Genomic DNA, 24,641 nt, shown 5'->3' with positions numbered 1-24,641 from the left:
CTCCATTTGTCAATATATGTTACTTATTATATTTCGACAAACAGTAGCTGTAACCTTTTAATTCAACTTATATAGATAGGGAGAAAGAACAGAAAATAATTTTTGCTCCCATTGATACAGATAAGCAAATTCAGTTGTTTGCGTATAGCGTCTTCCAACAAAGAAGGATAGGGATATAAAAAAATCTGTTTCTAGTGTATCTAAGGCTGTTTGCAATACAGATTCTGGTATGTTTTCTTCTAAGATGAGAACACCGGCTTGTGAAGTTTCCCATATCATTGTAGTAGTAAAAGAAAACATAGACTGTAAAGCATCTTGAAATTCTTCTCTCTCTACTATAGGTTGTGTTGTGAAGAAGTGTAAAAAACGAACTGATAGTATAGAGATAATATTATTTTTGTATAATGCTTCATACCACGATTTTTCTTTTTCTGTTCTATAAAATGTATCAGTATGGATGGGTGTTAAGATGGATGAAAGCAATTGATGTTCCCTTTGATGCAATCGGATTTTTCGAATTCCGACTTTGTTTCCTTCAACTAAAAACCAGCTATAATCCTCAGACAACACAGCTTCATTGATTTTTATATCCTCACCATAATATGTTTTTAATTGTTGAATCATAGGAACACTCCCCTTTCTAAAATAATAGCAACAATATATTAAAGAAGTATAGATTCATTGCAATTATTCTTAAATTTTTGCGCTAGAATCTGGTTTGTTTTTGCTAGAATTTATAGCGTTTCTGTAATGTGAAGGAGATAGATTCGTTTCTCGTTTAAATGATTGTGCAAAGAATGATTGGGAAGAAAAACCGGTAATAGTTGAAATATTAGAAATCGAATAGTTGGTAGTTTCTAACAATATTTTACTTTCTCTAATACGAGTTTGAATTAAGTATTCAATAGGCGAAACACCGACGAATTTCCTGAAGGAATGGGATAGATAATATTTATTAATATGACTGATTCTTGCTAATGTATCCAGGCTGATATTTTCGTGAAAATGTTGCTTAATATAGTTTTTAATAAATTCAATATCTTTATTGATTTTTTGAGTAGATGTTTTCTCTACATTGAAAGATTTTTTTCTCATCATCTTAAGTAACAAAATTTCCAGAACATTTTGTATAATTAAATCGTAATCTTCTTGATGGTTTTCCACTTCCTCGACCAATTGCTGAAGGTAGAAGAGGAAATTTTTTTGATCCTGTTTATAATTATGAATAGTGACTTGACTAGGATTTTCTATGGATGAAAAGGAAAGACCTTGAATACCGAGTGCGATGTATTCGAGTGGGTGATTACTATCAGACTTTTCCGTGTGCTCGATATTTGGATTGATGATAATCAAATTGTGCTCTTGGACGGGGATTTCTTCTTTGTAAAAGATAAAAGTTCCTTTGCCCTTGGTAATATACAATAGCTCTGTAAAGTGATGCGCATGAATGGTGCTATGCCAATCTTTATCGTATTTTGATTTTGTTATATAAAGAAGTTTTACTGGAAGATGGTTTCGTTGAAATTGCGGAATCTCATATACTTCATTGGACAAATGAATCCCTCCTTCGTAGACTTTTTATCTATATTATAAAGATTTTAGTGGGATATTCAGTAAAAAGCAAGATATCTAAAAAACAGGACAAGATGTTTATTGTGAAAGCGTTATCTATTTTGTATTCTTTAATTATGAAAGGAAGATTAGGAGATGGGGGTAAGATAAAGATGAAAAAAAAGATTTTGTTTTCTGGAATGACAGCTTTATTATCTCTTAGTTTAATAGCCTGCCAGAGTGATACTACAAAGGTTGATAACTCTAAGAGCGGTACAGACTCTAGTAAAAAACAAATCCTTCATGTGGCGGCGCTTGAATCGGCTTATGGCAAAGAGATGTGGACCAAAATGATTGACGCATATGAAGCTGCTAATCCAAAAGTTGATGTTAAATTGACGGTGGATAAAAATCTCGAGGATGTTATCGGCTCGAATATGAAAGCAGGAAACTATCCGGATGTGGTGTTATTGGCAACCGGGAGAAAACAGGCGCTGACAGAAACATTGATTAAAGATAAAGCTTTAGAAGATATTACGGATGTTTTAGATAGGAATGTTTATGGTGAAGATGTCAAAGTCAAAGATAAGTTGGTACCAGGGCTTACTGGTACACCTGCGACTAACCCTTATAACGACGGCAAAACTTATATGGCACCAATGTTCTATAGTCCAACTGGATTATTCTATAATGCCAGCTTATTCAAGGAAAAAGGTTGGGAAGTACCAAAGACTTGGGATGAGATGTGGGCTTTGGGCGATAAAGCGAAAACTGAAGGGATTTCTTTATTTACTTATCCTACCACTGGTTACTTTGATACATTCTTCTACTCCCTACTATTAGGGGTGGGTGGACCTGAATTATACAATAAGGCTATGAAATATGGAGATGGTGCTTGGGAAACTGCTGAAGCAACAAAAGCCTTCGAAATTGTCGGAAAATTAGGAAAATATACAGAACCAACAACTGTTGCTAATGCAAATGATAAAGACTACAAGAAAAATCAACAATTGATTCTCGATAACAAAGCGTTGTTTATGCCAAATGGTACGTGGGTTGTTGGCGAAATGAAAGAAGCCCCTCGATCTAAAGGTTTTGAATGGGGCATGATGGCTTTACCGACAATTGATACTAGTAGCGACCGTTATGCATTTACTTTCTTTGAACAAATGTGGATTCCTTCGGCAGCTAAAAATAAACAAGCAGCTAAAGATTTCATGACGTTTGTTTATTCTGATAAGGCCGTTGAAATTTTTGCGGAATCCAGTGCGATTCAACCTGTCAAAGGCCTTTCTAATAAACTGACAGGTGAAAATAAATCATTCTATAGTATCTATGATAATGGAGTGAAAGTGGGTGTAGGTGGATTTGCTGCAACAAAAGCCGTTGAAGGTGTAAGTATGCCAGATACATTATTTAGAACAATTGACAGTGTTATTTCTGGTGATAAAAAGGTGAAAGATTGGCAAAGCTCTGTTGAAAAAGTGAGTGACCAATTACGGTCTGCATTAAAATAAATTAGTTTTCACTACGTACAGTGGTGAGTCGCTAGTCTCACCATTGTACTTATTAACTGAGGTGATGGCATGAATAAGACAACAGAAAAAAGAATTTTTATTTTTGTTTGTACTGCACCCGCACTAATCCTGTTAGCCATTTTTATGATTGTTCCTACGATTGAGGTATTCAGGATGTCCTTATATAAGTGGGGAGGATTTTCTAATAATAAGGTATTTGTTGGGCTCGATAACTTCAAAATTTTATGGAATGATATGAACTTCTTTCGATCTCTCCAAAACAGTATTGTATTGATTGTTATCGTTACATTTATCACGATGGTGCTGGCGATCTTATTTGCCACTTTGTTAACAAGAGAAAAAATAAAAGGTAAAAGCTTCTTTCGGATTATTTTTTATATCCCTAATATCTTATCCGTTGTAGTTATCGCGGGAATATTTTCTGCAGTTTATGACCCAACTACAGGGTTGTTAAATAATATACTTGCTTTGTTTAACCTTGAAAACCTTCAAAAGATGTGGCTCGGTAATCAAAAGATTGCTATTTACAGCATTGGCGGGGCACTCATTTGGCAAGCAATTGGTTACTATATGGTCATGTATATGGCAGCGATGGCGAGTATCCCGGAAAGTTTTTATGAAGCATCTGCTTTGGAAGGTGCTGGACGGGTCAGACAATTTTTCAGTATTACTTTACCGTTAATTTGGAATAACATGCGGACGACGTTAACTTTCTTCGTTATTAGTACTATTAATTTAAGTTTTCTTCTCGTTCAAGCAATGACTGGCGGCGGACCTGACGGATCGACGGAAGTGTTTTTAAGCTATATGTATAAGCAGGCTTACACCAATTCTTCTTACGGTTACGGTATGGCTATTGGGGTGGTCATTTTCCTATTCTCATTCGCATTATCTGCAATTATCAGTGGTGTCACTAAAAGGGAAGTGTTGGAGTATTAAGGAGGTCCAAAAACGATGGAAACACAAAAAAGAATGACTACAGAAACAGCGTACCAAGATCCAAAAACGATGGAAAGCCAAAAAGAAATGACTGTAGAAACAGCTTATCAAGCCCCAAAAACAGTGAAGACTCAAAAAGGAATGACTACAGAAGCAATATATCGCTGTTTTATATATGTAGCACTGATTACGTTAGCAATTTCTATTATTATTCCTGTTGCATGGGTTTTCTTAGCCTCAGTGAAGAAGAACTCGGAGTTTTATGGAAGTCCTTGGGCCATGCCGAAAAGTTTCTATTTTCAAAACTTTATCGATGCTTTCCAAAAGGCAAACATGGGTACCTATATGTTGAATTCAGTCATGGTAACTGCGTTGGCTCTGTTTATTTTATTGATTGTGGCCTTACCAGCAGCCTATGTGTTGGCAAGATATACTTTTAGAGGAAGCAAATTAATAAATACTTTTTTTAAAGCTGGATTATTCATCAATGTGAACTACATTGTTGTTCCAATTTTCTTGATGTTATTGGACGGAGATACCTTTTTACGAGGCCAACTTGGTGATGGATTTCTACTAGACAATTTATTTATTTTAGCTGTGGTATATGCGGCGACAGCGCTACCATTTACCATTTACTTGCTGTCTAGTTTTTTTCAATCGCTTCCATCCACGTATGAGGAAGCGGCGTTGGTCGATGGTGCCGGATATTTCAAAACAATGATTTCAGTCATGATTCCTATAGCTCGTCCAAGTATTATTGCCGTCATTCTATTTAATTTTCTTGCCTTTTGGAACGAATACATTATTGCATTAACATTAATTCCAGGACCGAATAAAACGTTGCCTGTTGGGTTAATGAGCTTGATGGCAGCTCAAAAATCTGCTGCGAATTATGGTCAAATGTATGCAGGAATGGTTCTAGTTATGCTGCCAACTTTGATTTTATACATCATTGTTCAAAAAAAATTAACACAAGGAATGACCCTTGGTGGTTTAAAGGATTAGAGGAGGATTTACATGAAAAAGAAAAAAGGCCGTGTTACTTTACCGAGTGAAGAAAATTTTCTTAAGGAAACAAAAGAATTGATGGAACGATGGGGTGCAGATGCGATTCGCGATAGTGATGGAACGAAACTAGATGATGATATTAAACAATTGGATGCGAAAATTTATACGACTTATTTTGTTGCTCGAGCTCACAATGAGTTCGCAGAGAAGCACATGGATGAATGCCAGCAACTTTATTTAATGAGTTTGTTCAATACTGCGCTTACTGATACCCTTGAAATTGATTTTATGAAAGGATACTTTGAGGAACAATTAAAGCCGGATTACGTTCACAGTCCTAAAAAATACTGGGAGGTTATTGATCGGACAACAGGAGAAGTTGTTGACGTTAATGATTGGGAAGTAAACGAAGAGCAAAATCGTGTTTTGATTACGAAGGCGATTCCTTGGCATGAATATACGGTTTCATTCCTAGTCTATGCGATTTGGGATCCAACCCAAATGTATAATCATATTACTAATAATTGGGGAGATAAGCCACATGATATTCCTTTTGATGTCAGACAGCCACATTCCAATGAATTTATGAAAACCTATTTAAAACAATGGCTGACAGAAAATCCGGATACAGATGTGGTCAGGTTTACAACGTTTTTCTATCATTTTACCCTTGTGTTCAATAATCTTGGTAAAGAAAAATTTGTCGATTGGTTCGGATATGGTGCTAGTGTTTCAGTTGCTGCTTTGGATGCCTTTCAAAAAGAAAAGGGCTATCGCTTAAGACCAGAGGACATTGTTGATCAAGGTTATTACAATACTTCGTTTCGAATTCCAACTCCTGCTTTTTTAGATTATATAGATTTTGTTCATAAGTTCGTTGCTGAAGAAGCAAAGAAACTTGTAGATATTGTCCATGAAAGTGGAAAAGAAGCAATGATGTTCCTTGGTGATAACTGGATTGGTACAGAACCATATGGGAAATACTTTGAAAATATCGGATTGGACGCAGTGGTAGGCAGTGTGGGCGGGGGAGCCACACTACGTATGATTGCAGATATACCACATGTTCGTTACACAGAAGGGCGTTTCTTACCTTATTTCTTCCCAGATACTTTTTACGAAGGTAACAATCCGACGATTGAAGCGAATGAAAATTGGTTAACGGCGCGCAGAGCTTTACTGAGGAATCCTGTTGATCGTATCGGGTATGGCGGTTATTTAAGTCTAGCCTATCAATTTCCGGAATTTATCTCCTATATTGAAAAAGTTACTGAGGAATTTCGTGAAATTCATGACACGATCAAAGGTGTGAAACCATACAGCGGTCTTAAAGTTGCAATTTTGAATTCTTGGGGTAAGTTGAGAACTTGGCAAACACATATGGTTGCTCATGCACTATGGTATAAACAAATTTATTCTTATTTAGGTGTTTTAGAATCCTTGAGCGGGGCTGCCGTGGAAGTTACGTTCATTAGTTTTGATGATGTCATTAACGATGGGATGCCTGAGGATATTGACGTCATTATTAATGCCGGCGATATGGGCACAGCTTTTTCAGGCGGGGCTAATTGGATTAATGAAAAGTTAGTCACAACCATTAGGGCCTGGATGTATAATGGCGGAGGTTTCATAGGCATTGGCGAACCTACAGCCTATCAGCATGAAGGACATTATTTTCAATTGGCAAACGTCTTAGGTGTTGACAAAGAACTAGGATTCAGCTTATCAACAGATAAATATTTTATTAATCCTGTCCAAAATCATTTTATTTCTGCTGACAGCACCCAATTTGATTTTGGTGAAGGAATGAAAAACATTTATGCGTTATCAGAGAAAACCGAAATAATCGAATATTCAAATGGAGAAGTTCATCTTTCTAGTCATCAGTTTGGAGAAGGGAGATCCGTCTATATAGCAGGACTGCCATACAGCGAAGAAAATACACGTCTGCTGATGCGTGCGTTATACTATGCTGCCCATAAAGAAGGAGAATTTCAAAAGTATCATGCGAGCAACATTTATTGTGAAGTTCATGCATATCCATCTATTCAAAAAATGGCGATTGTTAACAACTCGATGGTCGAACAAATGACGGTTGTCTACGACGGACAAGGAAACAGGAAAGAAGTGACGTTGGCACCTAGTGAAATTAGGTGGGAGGACTTTTCAAATGAAGGCTAATATTTTATTCATTATTAAAATTGTTCTGTTTATCGTATGCCTGTCTTTAATTATCACCTACCAAAAGACAGCTGGTAAATTCGAACTGGGGATGATGTTGATTGGATTAGCTGGTCTCTTAGGGCTGCTTTATGATTACAATCGGAAATATGTATAAATCAACCAGGGGAAGTGAATTGATCAAGGAATCGCATATATATGTTCAACGATAACAATTATAGAAAATTACTCAATGCTCCAAATACAAACCTAGGGGTGCGGACAAATGAAAAAGGCAATCGGCATTGATATTGGAGGAACAAAGATTGCAGCAGGAATCATTTCGGATACGGGCGAACTGCTTGAACGTGCGGAAGTAAAAAGTGCGCCTTCAGACAGTGAAACAATGTTTGGTAGAGTCGTAGAAGCTGTTGAACAAGTTCTCAGAAAATCATTGATTACAATCGCTGATATCGAGGGTATTGGCGTTGGGGTACCGGGAAAAGTGGATTGCGAGAAGGGTATTGCCGTTTTTCAAAACAATTTACCTTGGAGACAGTTTCCTATTTCGATCCGTTTGCAGGAGCAATTTGGTATCCAGAGGATCACGGTTGACAATGATGTCTATATGGCGGCTTATGCTGAATGGAGAGCAGCACATGTAAAAAGGAATGAAACCTTTGTCTATGTGACTATAAGTACGGGAATATCCTGTTCTATTATTCATAAAGGCTCATTTTTTAGGGGGGCAGGGTTTGCCGGAGAACTGGGTTTGATCCCTGTCCTCTCAAAGGGGATCAATGAACGATTAGAAAAAATAGCTGCTGGACCGGGGATCCAGAGGATAGCTGAAAAGGAATTACAGGTAGATACTATTTCAACCAAGGATGTTTTTGCTGGTTATATAAACGAGGTACCGGAATATCAGTTCATTATCAATGAAGTAACCGACTACTTAACTCAAGGACTTTATTCGATTTCCTCCTTATTGGATCCGCATAAAATGGTTTTTGGTGGCAGTGTCATTGTGAAAAATCCATTTCTACTGGAGTTGATTAAAGCGAAGCTGAAAATGTATCAGCTTCCTGAGCAACAACATCTTTTGGACCAAATGAGCATCAGTACATTGGCACAAAATAATGGAGTTGCTGGTGCAGGATTACGAGTATTTGAAGGTATGTAATGAGGAAACGCCGGTCTTCATTTATGGAGAGAATGATGGCAAATAGGTAGAGGAGTGGACGAAAATGTTTACATTAAGTCAAGAAAATTTAGTTTCGTTAGGTGCATCGATAACAACAGCGGAAATAAAACGGCAGCCTGATCTATGGGCCGAAACCTTTGCTTTGTATTTGAAGAAAAGCGGAGCGATTGAAGAGTTTTTGCAAAAATTATTAACGAAACACAGCCGGGTTCGAGTTATTTTTACAGGCGCTGGAACGTCTACCTATGTCGGTGATACAGTTACCCCTTATCTAAAAGAAAAAGTCAATGAACAACAGTTGGAAATGCTAAGTATTCCGACAACCACTTTGGTTTCAAACCCTTACCAATTTTTAAAAAAGGATTTTCCAACCGTACTCGTTTCATTTGCTAGAAGTGGGAACAGCCCGGAAAGTGTTGCTGCCGTACAATTAGCTGAGCAAATAGTAACTGATTTGTATCAGATAACGATTACTTGTGCTAAAGAGGGTAATTTAGCCAAACAGGCAATGGGGAATGAAAATAATTTATTGTTATTGATGCCTGAAAAATCGAATGATCAAGGATTTGCAATGACAGGAAGTTATACGTGCATGGTGTTAACGGCATTACTCGTTTTTGATTCTTTATCGACTGAAGAAAAATCAAAGATAGTGAAGATGATTCATCAAATGGGTGAAAGTGTTATTCAAAGGGAAGACGTCATCCGAGAGATAGTAGATTTTGATTTTGACCGAATTATTTACTTAGGTTCTGGTAGTTTAGAAGGCTTAGCGAAAGAATCACAATTAAAAATATTAGAACTGACAGCCGGAAAAATTGTCACCGCATTTGATTCACCGTTAGGATTCCGGCATGGTCCAAAATCATTTGTAAACGAAAAATCATTAGTTTTTGTGTTTGTTTCCAATCATCCTTATACACGTCAATATGATTTAGATATGTTAAAAGAAATGCAGCAGGACAACATTGCCAGCTATATCTGTGCCATCGAGGTTGATGGAGAAATCAATTATGCTGGGAACAGGTTTGTATTCGGCAGAGAGGCCCAGTCTGTACCAGATGCTTACTTAGCATTACCTTTTGTCATGATTGGGCAAACAGTTTCACTGTTAGCTTCCGTGAAAGTAGGTAATACACCGGATACACCTTCACCGACAGGAACGGTGAACCGCGTCGTTAAAGGTGTTACCATCTACGAATATTAGTAACTAGGGTAGGGGAAAAATACATGTCTATTTTTATCTTTGCAGATAAGTTTTTTCTTGAGGGAAAGATCGTAGGGCCTGGATTTCTGGAAATCAAAGATGGTAAATTTGGTGTTTTTTCAGAAAATAGGCCAGAGGAAGCGGCAGAAATCATTGAGTATGCAGGACGTTGGATCGCTCCTGGTCTAGTAGACACACATATTCATGGATTTAGAAATTACGACATTATGGACAATAATTTCGAAGGACTGAACCAAATTTCGGTAGGACTCCTTTCTTGCGGAGTCACATCCTTTTTACCGACAACCTTAACCTCTTCGGTAGAATTGTTGAATAACGTCGTTGAAATGATTGGTGTCAATTACACGAAAGTGCAAGGCGCAAAAATTAAAGGGATTTTTTTAGAAGGGCCGTTTTTTACTGAAAAGCATAAAGGGGCACAAAACACGAAATATTTTTTTGATCCATCGGTTGATATGTTGAAAGTTTGGCAGAAATTATCAAATGATTCTATTAAAAAAATTGCGATTGCACCTGAAAGAAAAGGTGCAGTGGAATTTATTGAATATGCTGTGGGAGAAGAGATTGTAGTGGCGTTGGCCCACAGTGACGCAACTTATGAAGAAGCAAAGGGAGCGATTGAAAAAGGGGCTTCCATTTTTGTTCATACTTTCAATGGAATGAGTCCGCTGCACCATCGTGAGCCGGGGATGGTTGGAGCGGCCATGAATCTAAAAGATGTTTTTGCCGAAATCATATGTGATGGACATCATGTTCATCCCGTTGCCTCAAATATTTTAATGAATGTCCGCGGCAGAGAAAAGATTGTGATGGTATCCGATTGTATGATGGCTGGAGGTATGCTTGAAGGAACTTATCAACTGGGAGAATTTCCTGTGAAAGTAAAAGATGGGATGGCTCGTTTGGAAAGCGGAAGTTTAGCAGGTAGCATTTTGCAATTAAAAGATGCTGTCAAAAATGTCATCGAGTGGGGAATTGCTACACCTGAGGAAGCGATTTACATGGCGAGTACTGCACCAGCTAAAAGTGTTCAAATCGATGGCGAATGTGGGAAGATTGCCGAGGGATATGCCGCTGACTTTATTGTGATGACGCCAGCGATGGATTTAGCTGCTACTTATCTTGATGGTGTGTGCCGTTTTCAAGCTTAAATATTTTTCTGAAAGAGGGATTACCAATGATTTTATCTGTCACCATGAATCCATCTGTCGATATTTCCTATCCGATTCATGAATTAAAGTTAGATGTTGTCAACCGTGTAGAAACGGTTCGTAAAACTGCTGGTGGAAAGGGCTTGAATGTTGCGCGAGTGATCGCTCAAATGGAAGAAGTCGTCCTAGCGACAGGTATTATTGGTGGTACGATTGGCGAATACATTATTCAAGAATTAAATAAAAGCAATATTCCAAATGACTTTTTAAAAATTAAAAAAGAATCAAGAAATTGTATTGCCATTCTTCATGAAGGGATGCAAACAGAGATTTTAGAATCTGGGCCGACATTATCCGAAGAAGAAGGGGCGGATTTTTTAGAAAAATTTGAATGCCTGCTGCTTACAACAGCTTCACTTGTGACAATTTCGGGCAGTTTGCCAAAAGGATTACCGACTAACTTTTATTATCAAATGTTAGAAATCTGTCATAAAAACGGAATTCCAGTGATTATGGATTCGTCAGGGGAATCTTTGAAAAACGCCTTGATGAATAAAGAAAAACCATTTGCCATCAAACCGAATACAGCGGAATTATCTCAGCTGCTGGGCATTAACATGGAAGCAGGAATCATTGATCTGAAGCAAGCATTAAACCATGAACTATTTACTGGGATTGAGTGGACTATCGTGTCATTGGGTGGCGAAGGTGCCTTTGTCAGATATGGCGAGGAATATTACAGAGTTACGATCCCGAAAATAGAAGTGGTCAATCCTGTTGGATCTGGTGATGCGACAGTTGCAGGATTAGCTGTGGCACTACATCAAAATCAAACGGTAGAGACTGTTCTTAAAACAGCGATGACTACGGGAATATTAAATGCTATGGAAGCTGGAACTGGTTATATTAATATGAATAAGTTTAAACATTACTTTGATCTCGTTAAAGTTGAAAAAATAGATTGGTAGAGGAGAATGTTGATGTTAGAACTAACCAAAAATAAATTGGAAGCTCTAAAACGTTTATCTGCTGAAAATGGCATAATTGGAGCATTGGCTATTGATCAACGCGGTTCATTAAAAAAAATGCTCGCATCTGGCGGTGCAAGTCATGTTGGAGACGAGGGCATTATCCGTTTCAAAGAATTGGTTTCTGAGGAATTAACACCATTTGCAACGGCGATTCTTTTGGACCCAGAATACGGTTTGCCAGCGGCTAAGGTCCGCGATAAAGAATCAGGATTAATAGTAGCGTATGAAAAAACTGGCTACGATGCGTCAGAAGTAGGACGGTTGCCGGATCTATTACCGGAATGGTCAGTGAAACGATTAAAGGAAGCAGGTGCCGATGCTATTAAGTTCTTACTCTACTATGATTTCAATGAAGATGAAAAAATTAATAACTATAAACATGTCTATATGGAACGTATCGGATCTGAATGTGCAGCTGAAGACATACCATTTTTCTTGGAGATTGTGACTTATGATGCTGAAAATGATGATGTGAAAAGTAAAGCATATGCAAAAATAAAACCGTATAAAGTAATTGAGGCCATGAAGGAGTTCTCGAAACCACAATACAAAGTAGATGTTTTAAAAGTAGAGGTTCCAGTAGATATGAACTTTGTGGAAGGATATACAGAAGGTGAATTTGTTTACAGTAAAGAAAAAGCAGCTTCCTATTTCAAAGAACAAAGTGAAGCAACCGAGCTGCCGTTTATATTCCTGAGTGCAGGAGTAAGCGCAAAATTATTTCAAGAAACATTAAAATTTGCTAAAGACTCCGGTTCTACCTTTAACGGAGTGTTATGTGGTCGGGCAACCTGGAAAGACGGTGTGATACCGTTTGCTATAGGCGGTGAACAAGCAGGTCGTGATTGGTTAAAAGATATTGGTAAACGGAATACTGAAGAATTAAATCTCGTATTGAAAGAGACAGCTAACTCATGGTTTGCTAAAGTAAAAGTAGCAGCTGAGCTTCAAAGTTAGTACAATATCTTTTCTTCCATTTTTAAATGGAATGAAGAAAAATGAGTAGACATTCGTCTGCTCATTTTTTATTTGCGTTCAGTATGGCCACAAATTCTAGGGTGAAAGCTAAGAACAGTTAAGGGAGCAGTGATCATGACTAAGGGGAGGAGAGCAACCTTTACATATAAATAAACCGAAGAATATTAATTATCGTATAAAATTCAATAAAAAACATACTTGAAAAGGTAACAATATCCTTATTTTGTAAGCGTTTTAAAAAGACAATATATCTAAAAAAAGAAACAATATCTTTATTGAGTGGGCACTTGAAAAAAACTATTCTAAACATAAGTGAAAGCGGTACCTTTCAGGTTTTGGTATATTTTAAAAATGAATGTGCAGGTATTGTTTTTAACTAAAATTTAAATTTCAAAGGGGGAGAAGAATTGGAGAGTAAGCATTTCAAGAGAGCTTTTAATACCCTTCTTGCACTTGTGCTAATTGTGCCGACATTTTTAGTTAGTATGATTGTGCCATTACACGTAGGAGCAAAGGTGTCTAATCCATGGGTCACAATTTCATCTGGAGGAAACGAAGTCAATGTATTAATAGAACAAAATGGGAAGTCTTATGCAAGGCTTGGAGCAGGTGCTGGAAATGATAATGGGGCTAAAGCCGCAATTTTTCAAGAACAAAATAAAGCCGCTAAAGAATCGGGAACGATGGCGTATACCTTTACTCCAGAAACCAAGGGAGAAGATACTAGATTTGGTTTCTATCCTCATTATATTGACAATAATAACTTCGTTTTTGTAGGCTACGACTCACTTGGATGGTTCTATGAATACAAATATCAAGGAAAAGGTGATTGGTTAAAAACGAGACCGAATGTTCCACTTCCAGAGGCTGGGACCTCACATTCCATAAAAATCGATTATAGCGGAACTACTATGAATATTACATTAGATGGAAAAGATTTATTTGGACCGGTTACTTTACCTAATGATGTAAATAACCTCCTTACAGGTAAGGAAGCAGTTAAACTCGGTGCTTTTGGAGATAAAAAAAGTCAAGTTCTCATTGAATTAGGAGCTGCACCTGGTGATGGAGGCACGGATCCAGGAGATGAAAAACTTGTCGACATTACGGATAATAAACTAGAAGAAGGAGACTTTAAAATTATCTCAGGCGACGGAAAAGTTACTTATAATGAAGATGGTTCAGCAACTTTCGGTGTTACATCTACCCAAAAGAATCGAATTGTCTACAACCAAATGAAGGCGATTAAAAATGGTGTTTTTGAAGCGAATGTTACTACTAATACCGACAAGATGAATCGCTTTGGATTAATCTATCGTGTTCAAAATTCATCTACATACACATATGTAGGTACAGGGGATACGAACGATCAGTATTTTGGTGAAACTTTTGGTCCTATAAACAATTGGACGTCGATGACTTCAAACGTGCCGTTAAAAGCAAAACAAACATACCATTTACGTTTAGTATTCATGGACGATGTTGCGACGTTATACATTGATGGTAAAAAGGTAGATTCTTGGACTTTAACAGGTGGTGTAGATCAAGCGGGCTTACTAGGGTTTGAAAAAAGCCGAGGTGCTGCCGATATTACGATTTCAAATGTCAAAATAAAAGAATATAGTGCGCCAAAACCTCCAGATACTCCACCAGTAGAAGATACATTAAAGTCAAAGTATATGGACGTCACAATTGACCAAGTATTCCCGCGGATTGTGAAATACAAAGTTGGCGATAAAGTAATGAGTGGACAGGAAGCTCCTGTTTACGGATTGAAAGTAAATGGTGGACTATACTATCCTAAAGTAAACTTTGAAAAGTTAAAGGATAGTGAAGTGCTATATACCTTAAAAGTTGTGGATGAAATGAAAAACCTTGATGCTGTATTTAAAGTATCTTTGAAGGTGAATGATAATAAGGTTATTTATAGTTTCGATGAAATTAAGAATAATGGTAGTGCCAAAATTGAGACAGTTGAGTTTGCTGATATGAACTTTATTTCGGTAAATTCGGAGCAAAAAGGTGCAAAAGCTAAATTAACGAATATTAGTACAGATGTTAGGAAAACAGGTGATGTAGATGTAAAAGTAGATTCTTCCATGGAGGAAATAGGTACATCTACTAAAAATTATACAGCATTTTTGTCAACTGACGAATTGAGTGCAGGTGTATGGTCTAGTTCAGAAGTGGACGGCTATAAAAACTTAGTTGCTAATCGATATGTAAATAAAAATGGTGCGAAAGCAATGGGAATAGGTTCTAGTGCACTCTATTACCAAAGAGATTTTATGCCAGAGCCACAAAAGAATAAACCAACTATTAAAATAGCTATTGCTAAAGATTTGAATAATGATAATAAGGCAGACTGGCAGGATGCGGCGATTGCATACCGTGATATTATGCAAGACATTAAAGGATACCAAGATGTAAACAATAATGTTGGAATGCGTATTACAATGAATTTCGGATCACAAGCACAACAACCATTCTTAAAAACATCAGATAATGTAAAAAAGGTTGCCCTTGCTACAGATGAATTGGGGCAAGCTGTAATATTAAAAGGATATGCAAACGAAGGGCATGATAGTGGTCATCCAGATTATGGTGATGTGGGTGAACGTATGGGCGGCGTTAAAGATTTAAATACGCTTATTAAAGAGGGGCGTAAGTATAATACCCAATTTGGTGTCCATATAAATGCTCAAGAAACTTATCCTGAAGCGAAAGCTTTCAATAATGATTTTATTGATCGTCCAAGTTCTTTAGGATGGGGATGGTTAGATCAATCTTATACAATTAATAAATTAAAAGATTTGTATTCTGGATCGCGTGCGAAAAGACTAGATGAATTGAAAACTGCTGCTCCAGATCTTGACTTTATTTATTTGGATGTATGGTATCAAAATCAATGGGAATCAAATAGAATAGCAGATCAATTTAAAGATAGAGGTTGGAGATTAACAACGGAATTTGGTGGTTCTATGGCCAATTATTCAACGTGGCAACATTGGGCTACTGATAAGAACTACGGTGGTCCGGAAAGCAAGGGCATTAACTCAGAAGTACTGCGCTTTATTAGCAATCACCAAAGAGATTCTTGGGTGTTGAATTGGCCTGAAGTAGGTGGAACTGCTGACCATCCATTACTTGGTGGATTTGAATTAGCTGGTTTCGAAGGATGGCAATCTGATAAGAATTTCGATAACTTTATTCGCATGACATTTGATACTAATTTACCTACTAAATTCCTACAAAAATATTATGTAACGAATTGGACAGATGTAGAAGGTGATAAAAGCAAGACAAACTTAGAAAAGGAAATAAAATTGAAGGACCCAAGTAATGGGGATGTTGTCGATGTAACTAGAAAAGACAATGCTAGGGAACGTGTTATTACACTGAATGGAAATGTAATACTTGATGGAAAGGCTTATTTAATTCCTTGGGTGAAACAAGACTTTAAAAATCCAACTTCTGATTCTGAAAAACTGTATCACTGGAATTTGGAAGGTGGTACAACTACTTGGACACTTCCAGATGAATATAAGGGTATATCTAATGTTTATGTATACAAATTGACAGATCGCGGTAGAACAGATGTGAAAGAAGTCAAAGTCGTAAATAATAAGGTAACTTTGACAGCTAGTGCGGCAACGCCTTATGTTGTTGTACCAAAAAAAGATAAGGGCTTGGAAATCCTTGACTATGATTGGAGCAAGGGTGCTCATATATATGACGCTGGATTCAATACAGGAAAAATAAGTGCATATACAACTATTGAGGGTGATAACAAAGCTGTAAGCGCCATTAGAACGAATCAAACTGGAAGCAACCGTAATTTAAGTAGTGGAGATTACTATTTGAATATTGATAGTCCATCAAAAGATACAACTGTTTCTCGTGTCCTTACTGGTTTGGAACCAGGAAAAGATTACGTAGCAGAGGTATATGTTGAAAACAATAGTGATGTCAAGGCCGGAATTACAGTAACAGGTGGGAAAGAAGACGTTAACAATTACACACTTCGCAGCCTGCAAAAGAACTATGTTAAGGCAGATTCACATGCCTCAAATGATGGATACAATAGCAAAATGCAAATCATGCAAGTGAGCTTTACAGCTGTAACTAATAAAGCTAAATTAACTCTCAGCCGTGATTCTGGAAAAGGAAACACAAAATTTGATGATATTCGGATCGTTCAAAAGTCCTTAAAAAATAATGTCTCACCGACGGAATTTAAACAAGATTTTGAATCGGTGGTACAAGGAATTTACCCGTTTGTTATTGGTAACACAGAAGGTGTAGAAGACAACAGAATTCATTTGTCTGAATTGCATGCTCCATATACGCAAAAAGGATGGGCAGGTAAAAAATTAGTCGATGATGTATTAGGTGGGAATTGGTCCGTTAAAGTGAACACTGGAAACAAAGGTTTGTTATATCGTACCATTCCTCAAAATTATCGTTTCGAACCTGGAGTAACATATAAAGTATCATTTGACTATCAAACAACAGCAAATGCATATCGCTTTATTTCAGGGGATCAAGAAATTGATGTTCGAGATATTGCGAATGCAAAGGGGTTGAGTGTGAATAACACTCTTACTGCATCTACTGACACAAAAACAGCAGAGTTTACTGTGACAGGTTCTGAGAACGGTCAAACTTATGTTGGAATTTTCAGTGATGGAACTAGTTTAAACGGGGATACCGGAGCAGGTACGTTTATGTTAGATAATCTACGCATTGAAAGATTGGCTCCAGGGGGAGAGGCTCATTGAGTTTTTGAGGTAAAGAGCTTGATTCAAGTTGAAGGTTGTTTCATACTTAGAGTAACATCGTAAAGCAAAGGCCTATCTCCAAGGAGATAGGCCTCATTGTGTTCATTGACCCATCGGAAACTTCTCTTGAAAAATCTCTTTCCCTTTGTATGTTTTTTTTGTGAGTTTTTACAAATGAAAAGCAAGATGTCTAAAAAATACGACAAGATGTTTATTGTGAAAGAGTTTTTACATACGTATAATTTAACAAAATAGCTTGCAAAACGAGCGGGAAACCGAGGTGTGTTAATAGTTTGTTCGGAGAAAGCGATTCTTACATGAGGGTGGAGGCCAACTCGTACGGTTGTCCATAAAATTATAAAAGATGCATGGAACTGGCATCACAACAACCCAAACGGCTATGAGGATAGAGGAGGTAAACGCTGATGATATATCAAGCTATCCAGCAGTTAATTGATAGTGCTATTGAAGTTCAATTGATTGAACAAGAAGATGCAATATATACAAGGAATAAAATCCTTTCCTTACTTTGTTTAGATGACTTTGTAGTGGAAGCGTCAGCACCTGCAAAGAAAGCAATTTCGGAGTTATTGGAAGAGTTAATTGAATATGCTTGTATACATAAAGTCATCGAGGACGTACTGGACGAGAAGGAGATTTTAGCAAGTGCAATTATGGATGTTTTTATGTCCAAACCGTCCGCTATCAATGCTCTATTTTATGAAAAATACGAACAAAATCCGAAGGCTGCGACAGATTACTTCTATGAATCAAGTAAAAACAGCAACTATATCCAAATGAAGCAAATCGCCAAAAATATAAATTATAAAGTAAATACGGAATACGGTACCATTGATATAACGATTAACTTATCAAAGCCGGAAAAAGACCCCAAACAAATTGCAAGAGAAAAAGTATTGGAAAGTACGAGTTATCCAAAATGTTTACTCTGTATTGAGAATGAAGGATATGTGGGCAGAATTGGACATCCTGCGCGATCGAATCATCGTATGATTCATATGGACCTTACAGATGAAAGGTGGTTTCTGCAGTATTCTCCATATATATACTACAATGAACACTGTATTGTATTGTCCGCAGAACACCGTGATATGAAAATTGACCGCCAAGCCTTTTTACGTTTGTTAAAATTTGTAGAAAAATTCCCGCATTATTTTCTTGGCTCCAATGCAGATTTGCCAATTGTAGGAGGATCTATTCTAACACATGACCATTATCAAGGTGGAAACTATGAATTTGCAATGGCAAATTCATCGAATGACCTAATTTTTGAACTAACCAACTTTCCAGAAATCCAATGTTCTATTGTTAAATGGCCTATGTCAGTTATTCGCTTAAGAAGTAACGACATAGAACAAGTAGTAAATGCAGGGGAGTACATATTAGAGAGGTGGAAGGGATATAGTGATCCTTCTGTTAATATATTTGCATTTGTGAATGAAATTCCACATAATACGATTACTCCGATTGCACGCTACCGTAATGGTATGTACGAATTGGACCTTGTTTTGCGAAACAATTGTACAAGTGAAGAACATCCGCTGGGTATTTTTCACCCTCATGCGGAAGTACAGCATATTAAAAAGGAAAATATCGGCCTGATTGAAGTAATGGGGTTAGCTGTACTTCCTGCTCGTTTAAAAACAGAGCTTCGGGAAGTGGAAAAATTCTTACTTGATATTCCAAGTGATATTCAATCGCATCATATACGATGGGCAGAACAATTAAAAACTAAATATGGAAATCGGATAGATGAACAAAATGTACAGGGGATTGTAAGAGAAGAGGTGGGATGGAAATTTGTACAGGCGCTTGAAGATGCTGGTGTTTTTAAACGAGACGAAGAAGGGGTATCGGCGTTTAAATGTTTTATTCAAACTTTAAATTAGGAATGGACCTGGTAGTTATGGTGATTACAAAATGGCCTAATTATATGATAAGGGAGGTAATCATATGGGGAAGTGCGAGCATAAGCAACTACAGGAATTGAAACAGGTGGGTGGTCCTATATTAATGATGTGTATAAAATGTAATCAAATCCTTAAAGTATCCAAAGGGTCCAGTACAAAAATAAAGTAAAAAAGAATGAAGCGCATGTATTCCTAACGGGTGAAAAAGTAATTGTTGGGATTATATATTTTCGTGTGTCAATGGTTTTGTAGATCATTTATAGCGCCTGGATGTATATTGTAAGTATGATGGAACATACGGGGGGAGTAACATTGCAGGAAATGGATGATTTAGCAGTGGGTGATGAACGAAATCCTCACTGATTAAAGTTTTACTTTATTAAAAGAATAGAAAATACTAAAAAACATCTCATATGAATATGAGATGTTTTTTAGTATGGTTCTGTCGCATGTATTACAACATCTAATAAACCAGGGAATCGAGCATTTAAATCTTCTTCACGAATTGAAATGAAACGTTGAGTTCCTTCAAGGCGTGTATACATAACACCTGATTCACGTAAAACTTTGAAATGATGAGATAAAGTTGATTTCGCGATAGGGATGTTTAATGAGCCACAAGATTGTTCGCTTTTCTCAAGTAACATATTTACAATTTGTAAACGGATTTGATCGCTAAGTGCATATAAGACGGAAGAGAATTGAATTTCTTCTCGATTTGGATGATAGAGTGTACGCATTTTTTCACCTGCTCGTATAAGTTAAGTTATTTGCACTATAACATATAAAGTGGTATATTTCTATTGTTCGAATATAATCGAACAATAGAAATATAGGGGGAGAAAAAATGAAGTACACAAAATTGCAAAAGGCAGGACTAAATATTTCTAAGTTGGGGTTAGGAACGAATGCAGTAGGGGGACATAATTTATACACTGATGTGAATGAGGAAGAAGGAAAGCGATTAATAGAAGAAGCTATTCAGCAAGGTATCACATTTTTTGATACAGCGGATTCATATGGTTTCGGTAGATCAGAGGAATTGGTAGGAGAAGTATTGAAAGGAAAACGCTACGAATTTGTACTTGCTACAAAAGGTGGAATTCAGCCGTTATTAAATGGAGAAACGTATATTAACAATGAGCCAAGCTATTTAAGAAATGCTGTGGAAAATAGCTTAAGAAGATTACAAACTGATTATATTGATTTATATTATTTACATTTTACAAATCCTGAAACAAGTTACATAGATTCAATTGGAGAGCTTACCCGTTTAAAGGAAGAGGGGAAAATTCGTTCGATTGGGATTTCAAATGTAAGTGTAGAACAATTAAAAGAAGCAAATCGATATGGAGATATAGATGTTGTACAAGCGCCTTACAATATGTTAAATCGTACTGCTGGGGAAGAACTATTGCCGTATTGTATTGAAGCAGATATTTCATTTATTCCGTATGGACCTCTTGCATTTGGAATATTAGGTGGTGAATATACAGAAGATTTTAAATTGAATGAAGGTGATTGGCGCCAAAGTGTAAGTTTATTTGAAGAAAATACATATAAGAGTAACTTTAAGAAAGTTGAAAGGCTAAAAGGTATAGCTAATGAAAATAATATAGAAGTGTCTCATTTAGCGTTAGCATGGTTATTAAACAAAGAAGGAATTGATACTGTTATTCCTGGTGGGAAACGGGCAGAGCAAATAAGAGAAAGTGTAAAAGCAGTGGACGTTTCATTGAATAAAAAGATTATGAAAGAAATCGAATCTATTTTAGAAGATTAGTTGAAAAGAGGGGTAGTGCCCTCTTTTTTATATAAAAGGAGAAGGTCTAAATGAACAGAGTACTAGCTGTATTCTTTATGATAATGTTTATGATTGGTACGGATACATTTTTAATTTCACCACTTTTGCCAACTTTACAACAGGTGTATCATGTTTCAACTGAGTTGTCAGGATGGATGGTTAGTTCATATGCTTTAGGATATGCTGGATTTGCGCTAATCGCTGGTCCTATATCAGATGGATTAAACAGAAAAAAAGTAATGATACTAGGTATGATTTTTTTCGCAATTAGTACGTTTTTGTGCGGAATTGCACCTAGTTTTTTATGGATGCTAATTTTTCGGTTTTTAGCAGGTGTAAGTGCAGCGTTTGTATCTCCGCAAGTGTGGGCATCTATTCCACTACTTATAGAGAAGAAGCAAATTGTGAAAGCGATTGGGATTGCAACAGCAGGGTTATCAATCTCCCAAATTTTAGGGCTGCCAATTGGAGCATATTTAGCAACGATACATTATACAACACCATTCTTCGTTATTGGTATATTATCAGCACTACTTGTCGTTCTTATTTATGTTACATTACCAGAAATACAGCCAGTTCAAATAGGTGGAAATGAAAAAAATATATTAAAGCGCTATAAACAATTACTTAGAGAATCAAAGGTTTCACTTTCTTATTTTGCATATTTTGTTTTTCAAACTGGTAATTTTGCAGCATTTTCATTCTTTGGTGTGTGGCTTTCCAGTCAATTTGGCTTACAAGTTCATGAAGTAGGTACAGCTATGCTCGTATTAGGATTAGGAAATTTAACTGGTAACATTTTTGGGCCGAGAATCGTAAATAAAATTGGTTATAACCTTTCTTTCTATGGTGGAATTGTATTTACAGCAGTGCTATATGTCATACTTCCTCATTTAAAGAACATTATATTTGTAGAGTTATTTTTCTTTGTTTTATTTTTTGTGACAGGAATTTTGTTTGTATTTATGATGGGGCGCTTACAAAATATGTCTAGTATAGCAAGAGGAACAGGAGCCGCTCTAGCTAATGCTTCTATGTATATTGGTCAAATGATTGGAGCGGCAATAGCAGGAATGTTATTTGCAGCATCTCACAATTTTATACTTGTAGGTAGTTTTACTGCTTTACTATATATAGGAGCTTTATTTTTGTTTAGAAAAAGTGAAAAGCTTAATGAAGATAGTGAAACAGGAATTGCATCATAAAGCCTTTAAAAATAAATCGGGGAAATCCAAAACAATAAAAAATCCCTAAAGAGATAGGGATTTATATATCGGCATATCGTTCCTTGGAAAAGGATATACCTAGTTTACTATATTGAAGTACATACGGTTGTGAAATAGATATGAAAGTAATGTGAAAAATGCCGTAATAAAAAGCACTGTTTTAGCTAAAACAGTGCTTTTCTCTTTGATTGAACAGTTGCTGCATTTTCATCATGTATTCCTGCATCATCAACAATTCGTTTTTTAGCTTTATTTAATAGATGGTTTACTGCTTCACCAAAATAGTTAGCTTCGCTTTTTGTGCGGGCTTCTCGTAAACATTTATAGTTTTCTAGCAGTTCCTCTTTTTCGGTGTTTGTTAAGAAATCTTCTATTTTCTTTTTTGTCATACGAAACACCCTTTCTTCTGACAAACGACGCAATAGAAAATATTTATTTTTTATTATAACAATAATTTTTAAAGAAAGTATAGACTAACGTCGTAATAGTTTGTCAATTTCTTGGATTTTCTCATCAACTTTCCCAATTTGCGTATTTTTAGCCTGTTCACCACCAAGAGCTTGGTGAAGTAAAAACGTTTGACCGGAAATAGCGGTCACAATGGAGACTTTTATAATTTCTTTTATTAAGGTGACATCGAATAAAACGAGTCCAAGAAGTGCGGCTAGGCTACCTGTAAAAATATCAGTTAAAAATCCAAAATGAAAAAAAGTTTTTAAACGGCGTGGAAGCAATAACTTGCCTTGGTTATTGATCAGATGGGAAACGAAGCCAGTAATGCCACCAACGAGAACAGCGGTTAGCCATTGATACATTTCCATCGAATCCACTCCTTTTAGTGAATAAGATTCGATTTTTTCATATTGATTCCTTTTAATATTTCATATAAGCGTATTGAGAAAGTTTGTTTGGGTATATTCTTTATTCAATTTAATTATAACAGAAAATTCCGATATATTTCAGTCTATTATATGAATCGCTTATACAATAATATGAATACAGAAAGGTGTGTGTGATATGAATATAGATTATCGAGTAAGAAGTGTAGATGGTTATACAAAAAATATAGGGGAATTAGTAAGTATGATGGAGCATACGAGGGCTGTAACATTACAGGAAATAAAAAATCTATCAGTTGAGCAATTAGATTTAAGTATGCCGAGTGGTGGAAATTCAATTGGTGCTTTATTAAAACATATAGCAGCTATTGAAAAAGTCCATCAGCTTATTTCTTTTCAAAATCGTGATTTTACAAAAGAAGAATTAGAAATATGGGAAGATGCACTGTATTTAGGGGAAGCGGGGAAATCTATTCGTGGCTATGACATACCGTATTATGTACAACTTTTGCAAAAAGTGCGAGAAGAAACACTAAAGTGTTTGAGTGAACAGGGTGACGAATGGCTAATGCCAGAAAGAAAGTGGCCTAATGGCGTAGTGTATAATCAGCACTACCTTTGGTTTCATGTGCTAGAAGATGAAATTAGTCATCGCGGACAAATTAAAATGCTAAAAAATAATTTGTTTGAAAATTACGTTAAATAAGGTAGCTTTTTAATGGGATATTCCATATAATGAGAGTAATTAAAATTAGAACGGGGTGATGTATTATGGCGAAATTGACGTATATGAATAATAAACCAAATACAAAGGTGGATGGAAAGGGCGATACTCTATAAGTGAGCGCACAATCCTTCCACTAAGTTCAAACTAGGGAGGATATCAATTTGGATCAAAATATTTTAGAATCGTTCGGATGGGATTCTTTTTTTGAGGAACAAGCTGTAGAGAATTATGAAGTAGGACGTATTTTACTTGAGCATAAGCATATGTATCGGATTATTTGTAATGATGGTGAATATGTAGCGGAACTGTCTGGAAAGTTTCGTCATGAAGTGTTAACGAAAGGGGATTATCCGGCAGTTGGTGATTGGGTGTATATAAAGAAAATAGAAAATGAGAAAAAGGCAATTATTCATCGTGTTTTTCCAAGGAGAAGCTCTTTTTCTAGACAAGAGGCTGGCTACCGAACAGAGGAACAAATTATAGCTACGAATGTATATAAGTTGAATTAAAAGGTTACAGCTACTGTTTGTCGAAATATAATAAGT

The 24,641-nt window shown here is 36.4% G+C and carries 19 protein-coding genes and 2 pseudogenes; 16 read left to right on the top strand and 5 right to left on the bottom strand.

All coding sequences use genetic code 11. The features are described from left to right. Positions 1-66: 66 nt before the first annotated feature. Positions 67-624 (bottom strand): annotated as a pseudogene (locus tag ACP6L7_RS02535) (PucR family transcriptional regulator); the annotation flags it as partial. A 69-nt stretch (positions 625-693) separates the two neighbouring features. Then, entirely contained in the window at positions 694-1,554 is an 861-nt protein-coding gene (locus ACP6L7_RS02530) for an AraC family transcriptional regulator (protein WP_097829770.1), read from the bottom strand. Between the two features lie 170 nt (positions 1,555-1,724). Between ACP6L7_RS02530 and ACP6L7_RS02525 the strand changes: the two genes are divergently transcribed. The 12 genes from ACP6L7_RS02525 to galT all read left to right on the top strand — a co-directional run bounded on the left by ACP6L7_RS02525 (position 1,725) and on the right by galT (position 19,479). Further along, positions 1,725-3,068, top strand: coding sequence for a carbohydrate ABC transporter substrate-binding protein (locus ACP6L7_RS02525; RefSeq protein WP_097829807.1), 1,344 nt, complete (start codon positions 1,725-1,727; stop codon positions 3,066-3,068). Positions 3,069-3,137: 69 nt separating this feature from the next. Further along, positions 3,138-4,028 (top strand): carbohydrate ABC transporter permease, encoded by an 891-nt coding sequence (locus ACP6L7_RS02520; protein ID WP_097829769.1) that lies wholly within the window; start codon positions 3,138-3,140, stop codon positions 4,026-4,028. A 15-nt stretch (positions 4,029-4,043) separates the two neighbouring features. Continuing rightward, positions 4,044-5,033: a carbohydrate ABC transporter permease gene (locus ACP6L7_RS02515; RefSeq protein ID WP_097829768.1), complete on the top strand. Its 990-nt coding sequence runs from the start codon at positions 4,044-4,046 to the stop codon at positions 5,031-5,033. 12 nt (positions 5,034-5,045) lie between these two features. Next, complete coding sequence (gnpA, locus tag ACP6L7_RS02510) at positions 5,046-7,217, top strand: 1,3-beta-galactosyl-N-acetylhexosamine phosphorylase (protein ID WP_097829767.1); 2,172 nt, start codon at positions 5,046-5,048, stop codon at positions 7,215-7,217. Continuing rightward, entirely contained in the window at positions 7,207-7,374 is a 168-nt protein-coding gene (locus tag ACP6L7_RS02505) for a DUF6903 family protein (protein ID WP_170961051.1), read from the top strand. Before gnpA ends, ACP6L7_RS02505 begins: the two co-directional genes overlap by 11 nt. 108 nt (positions 7,375-7,482) lie before the next feature. Then, positions 7,483-8,379 carry an ROK family protein gene (locus ACP6L7_RS02500; protein WP_097829766.1) on the top strand — a complete coding sequence of 299 codons (897 nt, stop codon included), beginning with the start codon at positions 7,483-7,485 and terminating at the stop codon, positions 8,377-8,379. 64 nt (positions 8,380-8,443) lie between these two features. Further along, positions 8,444-9,607 (top strand): SIS domain-containing protein, encoded by a 1,164-nt coding sequence (locus tag ACP6L7_RS02495; RefSeq protein ID WP_097829765.1) that lies wholly within the window; start codon positions 8,444-8,446, stop codon positions 9,605-9,607. 23 nt (positions 9,608-9,630) lie between these two features. Further along, positions 9,631-10,779, top strand: coding sequence for an N-acetylglucosamine-6-phosphate deacetylase (gene nagA, locus ACP6L7_RS02490; protein WP_097829764.1), 1,149 nt, complete (start codon positions 9,631-9,633; stop codon positions 10,777-10,779). Positions 10,780-10,805: 26 nt separating this feature from the next. Then, complete coding sequence (gene lacC, locus ACP6L7_RS02485) at positions 10,806-11,747, top strand: tagatose-6-phosphate kinase (protein WP_097829763.1); 942 nt, start codon at positions 10,806-10,808, stop codon at positions 11,745-11,747. Between the two features lie 12 nt (positions 11,748-11,759). Next, complete coding sequence (gene lacD / locus ACP6L7_RS02480) at positions 11,760-12,767, top strand: tagatose-bisphosphate aldolase (protein ID WP_097829762.1); 1,008 nt, start codon at positions 11,760-11,762, stop codon at positions 12,765-12,767. Between the two features lie 428 nt (positions 12,768-13,195). Continuing rightward, positions 13,196-17,569, top strand: coding sequence for an endo-alpha-N-acetylgalactosaminidase family protein (locus ACP6L7_RS02475; protein ID WP_430528883.1), 4,374 nt, complete (start codon positions 13,196-13,198; stop codon positions 17,567-17,569). Between the two features lie 425 nt (positions 17,570-17,994). Beyond that, positions 17,995-19,479 (top strand): UDP-glucose--hexose-1-phosphate uridylyltransferase, encoded by a 1,485-nt coding sequence (galT, locus tag ACP6L7_RS02470; protein ID WP_097829760.1) that lies wholly within the window; start codon positions 17,995-17,997, stop codon positions 19,477-19,479. A gap of 452 nt (positions 19,480-19,931) precedes the next feature. Here galT and ACP6L7_RS02465 read toward each other — a convergent pair whose 3' ends face one another. Then, positions 19,932-20,240, bottom strand: a complete 309-nt coding sequence (locus tag ACP6L7_RS02465; protein WP_097829759.1) for an ArsR/SmtB family transcription factor — start codon at positions 20,238-20,240, stop codon at positions 19,932-19,934. A gap of 107 nt (positions 20,241-20,347) precedes the next feature. On the opposite strand from ACP6L7_RS02465, the gene ACP6L7_RS02460 reads away from it, so the two are divergent. Then, on the top strand, positions 20,348-21,283 hold the full coding sequence (locus ACP6L7_RS02460; protein ID WP_097829758.1) for an aldo/keto reductase: 936 nt from the start codon (positions 20,348-20,350) through the stop codon (positions 21,281-21,283). A 50-nt stretch (positions 21,284-21,333) separates the two neighbouring features. Beyond that, entirely contained in the window at positions 21,334-22,509 is a 1,176-nt protein-coding gene (locus tag ACP6L7_RS02455) for an MFS transporter (protein WP_097829757.1), read from the top strand. 185 nt (positions 22,510-22,694) lie between these two features. Here ACP6L7_RS02455 and ACP6L7_RS02450 read toward each other — a convergent pair whose 3' ends face one another. Then, positions 22,695-22,919, bottom strand: a complete 225-nt coding sequence (locus ACP6L7_RS02450; RefSeq protein WP_000162605.1) for a hypothetical protein — start codon at positions 22,917-22,919, stop codon at positions 22,695-22,697. An 84-nt stretch (positions 22,920-23,003) separates the two neighbouring features. Continuing rightward, positions 23,004-23,351, bottom strand: coding sequence for a DUF4257 domain-containing protein (locus ACP6L7_RS02445; protein WP_097829756.1), 348 nt, complete (start codon positions 23,349-23,351; stop codon positions 23,004-23,006). 196 nt (positions 23,352-23,547) lie between these two features. On the opposite strand from ACP6L7_RS02445, the gene ACP6L7_RS02440 reads away from it, so the two are divergent. Both ACP6L7_RS02440 and ACP6L7_RS02435 read left to right on the top strand, forming a co-directional pair. Beyond that, positions 23,548-24,075 carry a DinB family protein gene (locus ACP6L7_RS02440; RefSeq protein ID WP_097829755.1) on the top strand — a complete coding sequence of 176 codons (528 nt, stop codon included), beginning with the start codon at positions 23,548-23,550 and terminating at the stop codon, positions 24,073-24,075. Positions 24,076-24,257: 182 nt separating this feature from the next. Further along, positions 24,258-24,590, top strand: a pseudogene (locus ACP6L7_RS02435) (ribosome small subunit-dependent GTPase A); the annotation flags it as partial. Between the last annotated feature and the right edge of the window lie 51 nt (positions 24,591-24,641).

The sequence above is a fragment of the Bacillus silvicola genome, from assembly GCF_050524305.1.
Classification (GTDB): domain Bacteria; phylum Bacillota; class Bacilli; order Bacillales; family Bacillaceae_G; genus Bacillus_A; species Bacillus_A cereus_AT.
The sequence above is the reverse complement of the archived record's forward strand: the minus strand, read 5'-3'. Positions and strand labels throughout refer to the sequence as shown.

What these genes read in the sequence shown, in the direction of transcription:
- ACP6L7_RS02525 (WP_097829807.1), top strand. Translation starts at nt 1,725, where the DNA reads ATGAAAAAAAAGATTTTGTTTTCTGGAATGACAGCTTTATTATCTCTT.
- ACP6L7_RS02520 (WP_097829769.1), top strand. Translation starts at nt 3,138, where the DNA reads ATGAATAAGACAACAGAAAAAAGAATTTTTATTTTTGTTTGTACTGCA.
- ACP6L7_RS02515 (WP_097829768.1), top strand. Translation starts at nt 4,044, where the DNA reads ATGGAAACACAAAAAAGAATGACTACAGAAACAGCGTACCAAGATCCA.
- gnpA (WP_097829767.1), top strand. Translation starts at nt 5,046, where the DNA reads ATGAAAAAGAAAAAAGGCCGTGTTACTTTACCGAGTGAAGAAAATTTT.
- ACP6L7_RS02505 (WP_170961051.1), top strand. Translation starts at nt 7,207, where the DNA reads ATGAAGGCTAATATTTTATTCATTATTAAAATTGTTCTGTTTATCGTA.
- ACP6L7_RS02500 (WP_097829766.1), top strand. Translation starts at nt 7,483, where the DNA reads ATGAAAAAGGCAATCGGCATTGATATTGGAGGAACAAAGATTGCAGCA.
- ACP6L7_RS02495 (WP_097829765.1), top strand. Translation starts at nt 8,444, where the DNA reads ATGTTTACATTAAGTCAAGAAAATTTAGTTTCGTTAGGTGCATCGATA.
- nagA (WP_097829764.1), top strand. Translation starts at nt 9,631, where the DNA reads ATGTCTATTTTTATCTTTGCAGATAAGTTTTTTCTTGAGGGAAAGATC.
- lacC (WP_097829763.1), top strand. Translation starts at nt 10,806, where the DNA reads ATGATTTTATCTGTCACCATGAATCCATCTGTCGATATTTCCTATCCG.
- lacD (WP_097829762.1), top strand. Translation starts at nt 11,760, where the DNA reads ATGTTAGAACTAACCAAAAATAAATTGGAAGCTCTAAAACGTTTATCT.
- galT (WP_097829760.1), top strand. Translation starts at nt 17,995, where the DNA reads ATGATATATCAAGCTATCCAGCAGTTAATTGATAGTGCTATTGAAGTT.
- ACP6L7_RS02465 (WP_097829759.1), bottom strand. Translation starts at nt 20,240, where the DNA reads ATGCGTACACTCTATCATCCAAATCGAGAAGAAATTCAATTCTCTTCC.
- ACP6L7_RS02460 (WP_097829758.1), top strand. Translation starts at nt 20,348, where the DNA reads ATGAAGTACACAAAATTGCAAAAGGCAGGACTAAATATTTCTAAGTTG.
- ACP6L7_RS02455 (WP_097829757.1), top strand. Translation starts at nt 21,334, where the DNA reads ATGAACAGAGTACTAGCTGTATTCTTTATGATAATGTTTATGATTGGT.
- ACP6L7_RS02450 (WP_000162605.1), bottom strand. Translation starts at nt 22,919, where the DNA reads ATGACAAAAAAGAAAATAGAAGATTTCTTAACAAACACCGAAAAAGAG.
- ACP6L7_RS02445 (WP_097829756.1), bottom strand. Translation starts at nt 23,351, where the DNA reads ATGGAAATGTATCAATGGCTAACCGCTGTTCTCGTTGGTGGCATTACT.
- ACP6L7_RS02440 (WP_097829755.1), top strand. Translation starts at nt 23,548, where the DNA reads ATGAATATAGATTATCGAGTAAGAAGTGTAGATGGTTATACAAAAAAT.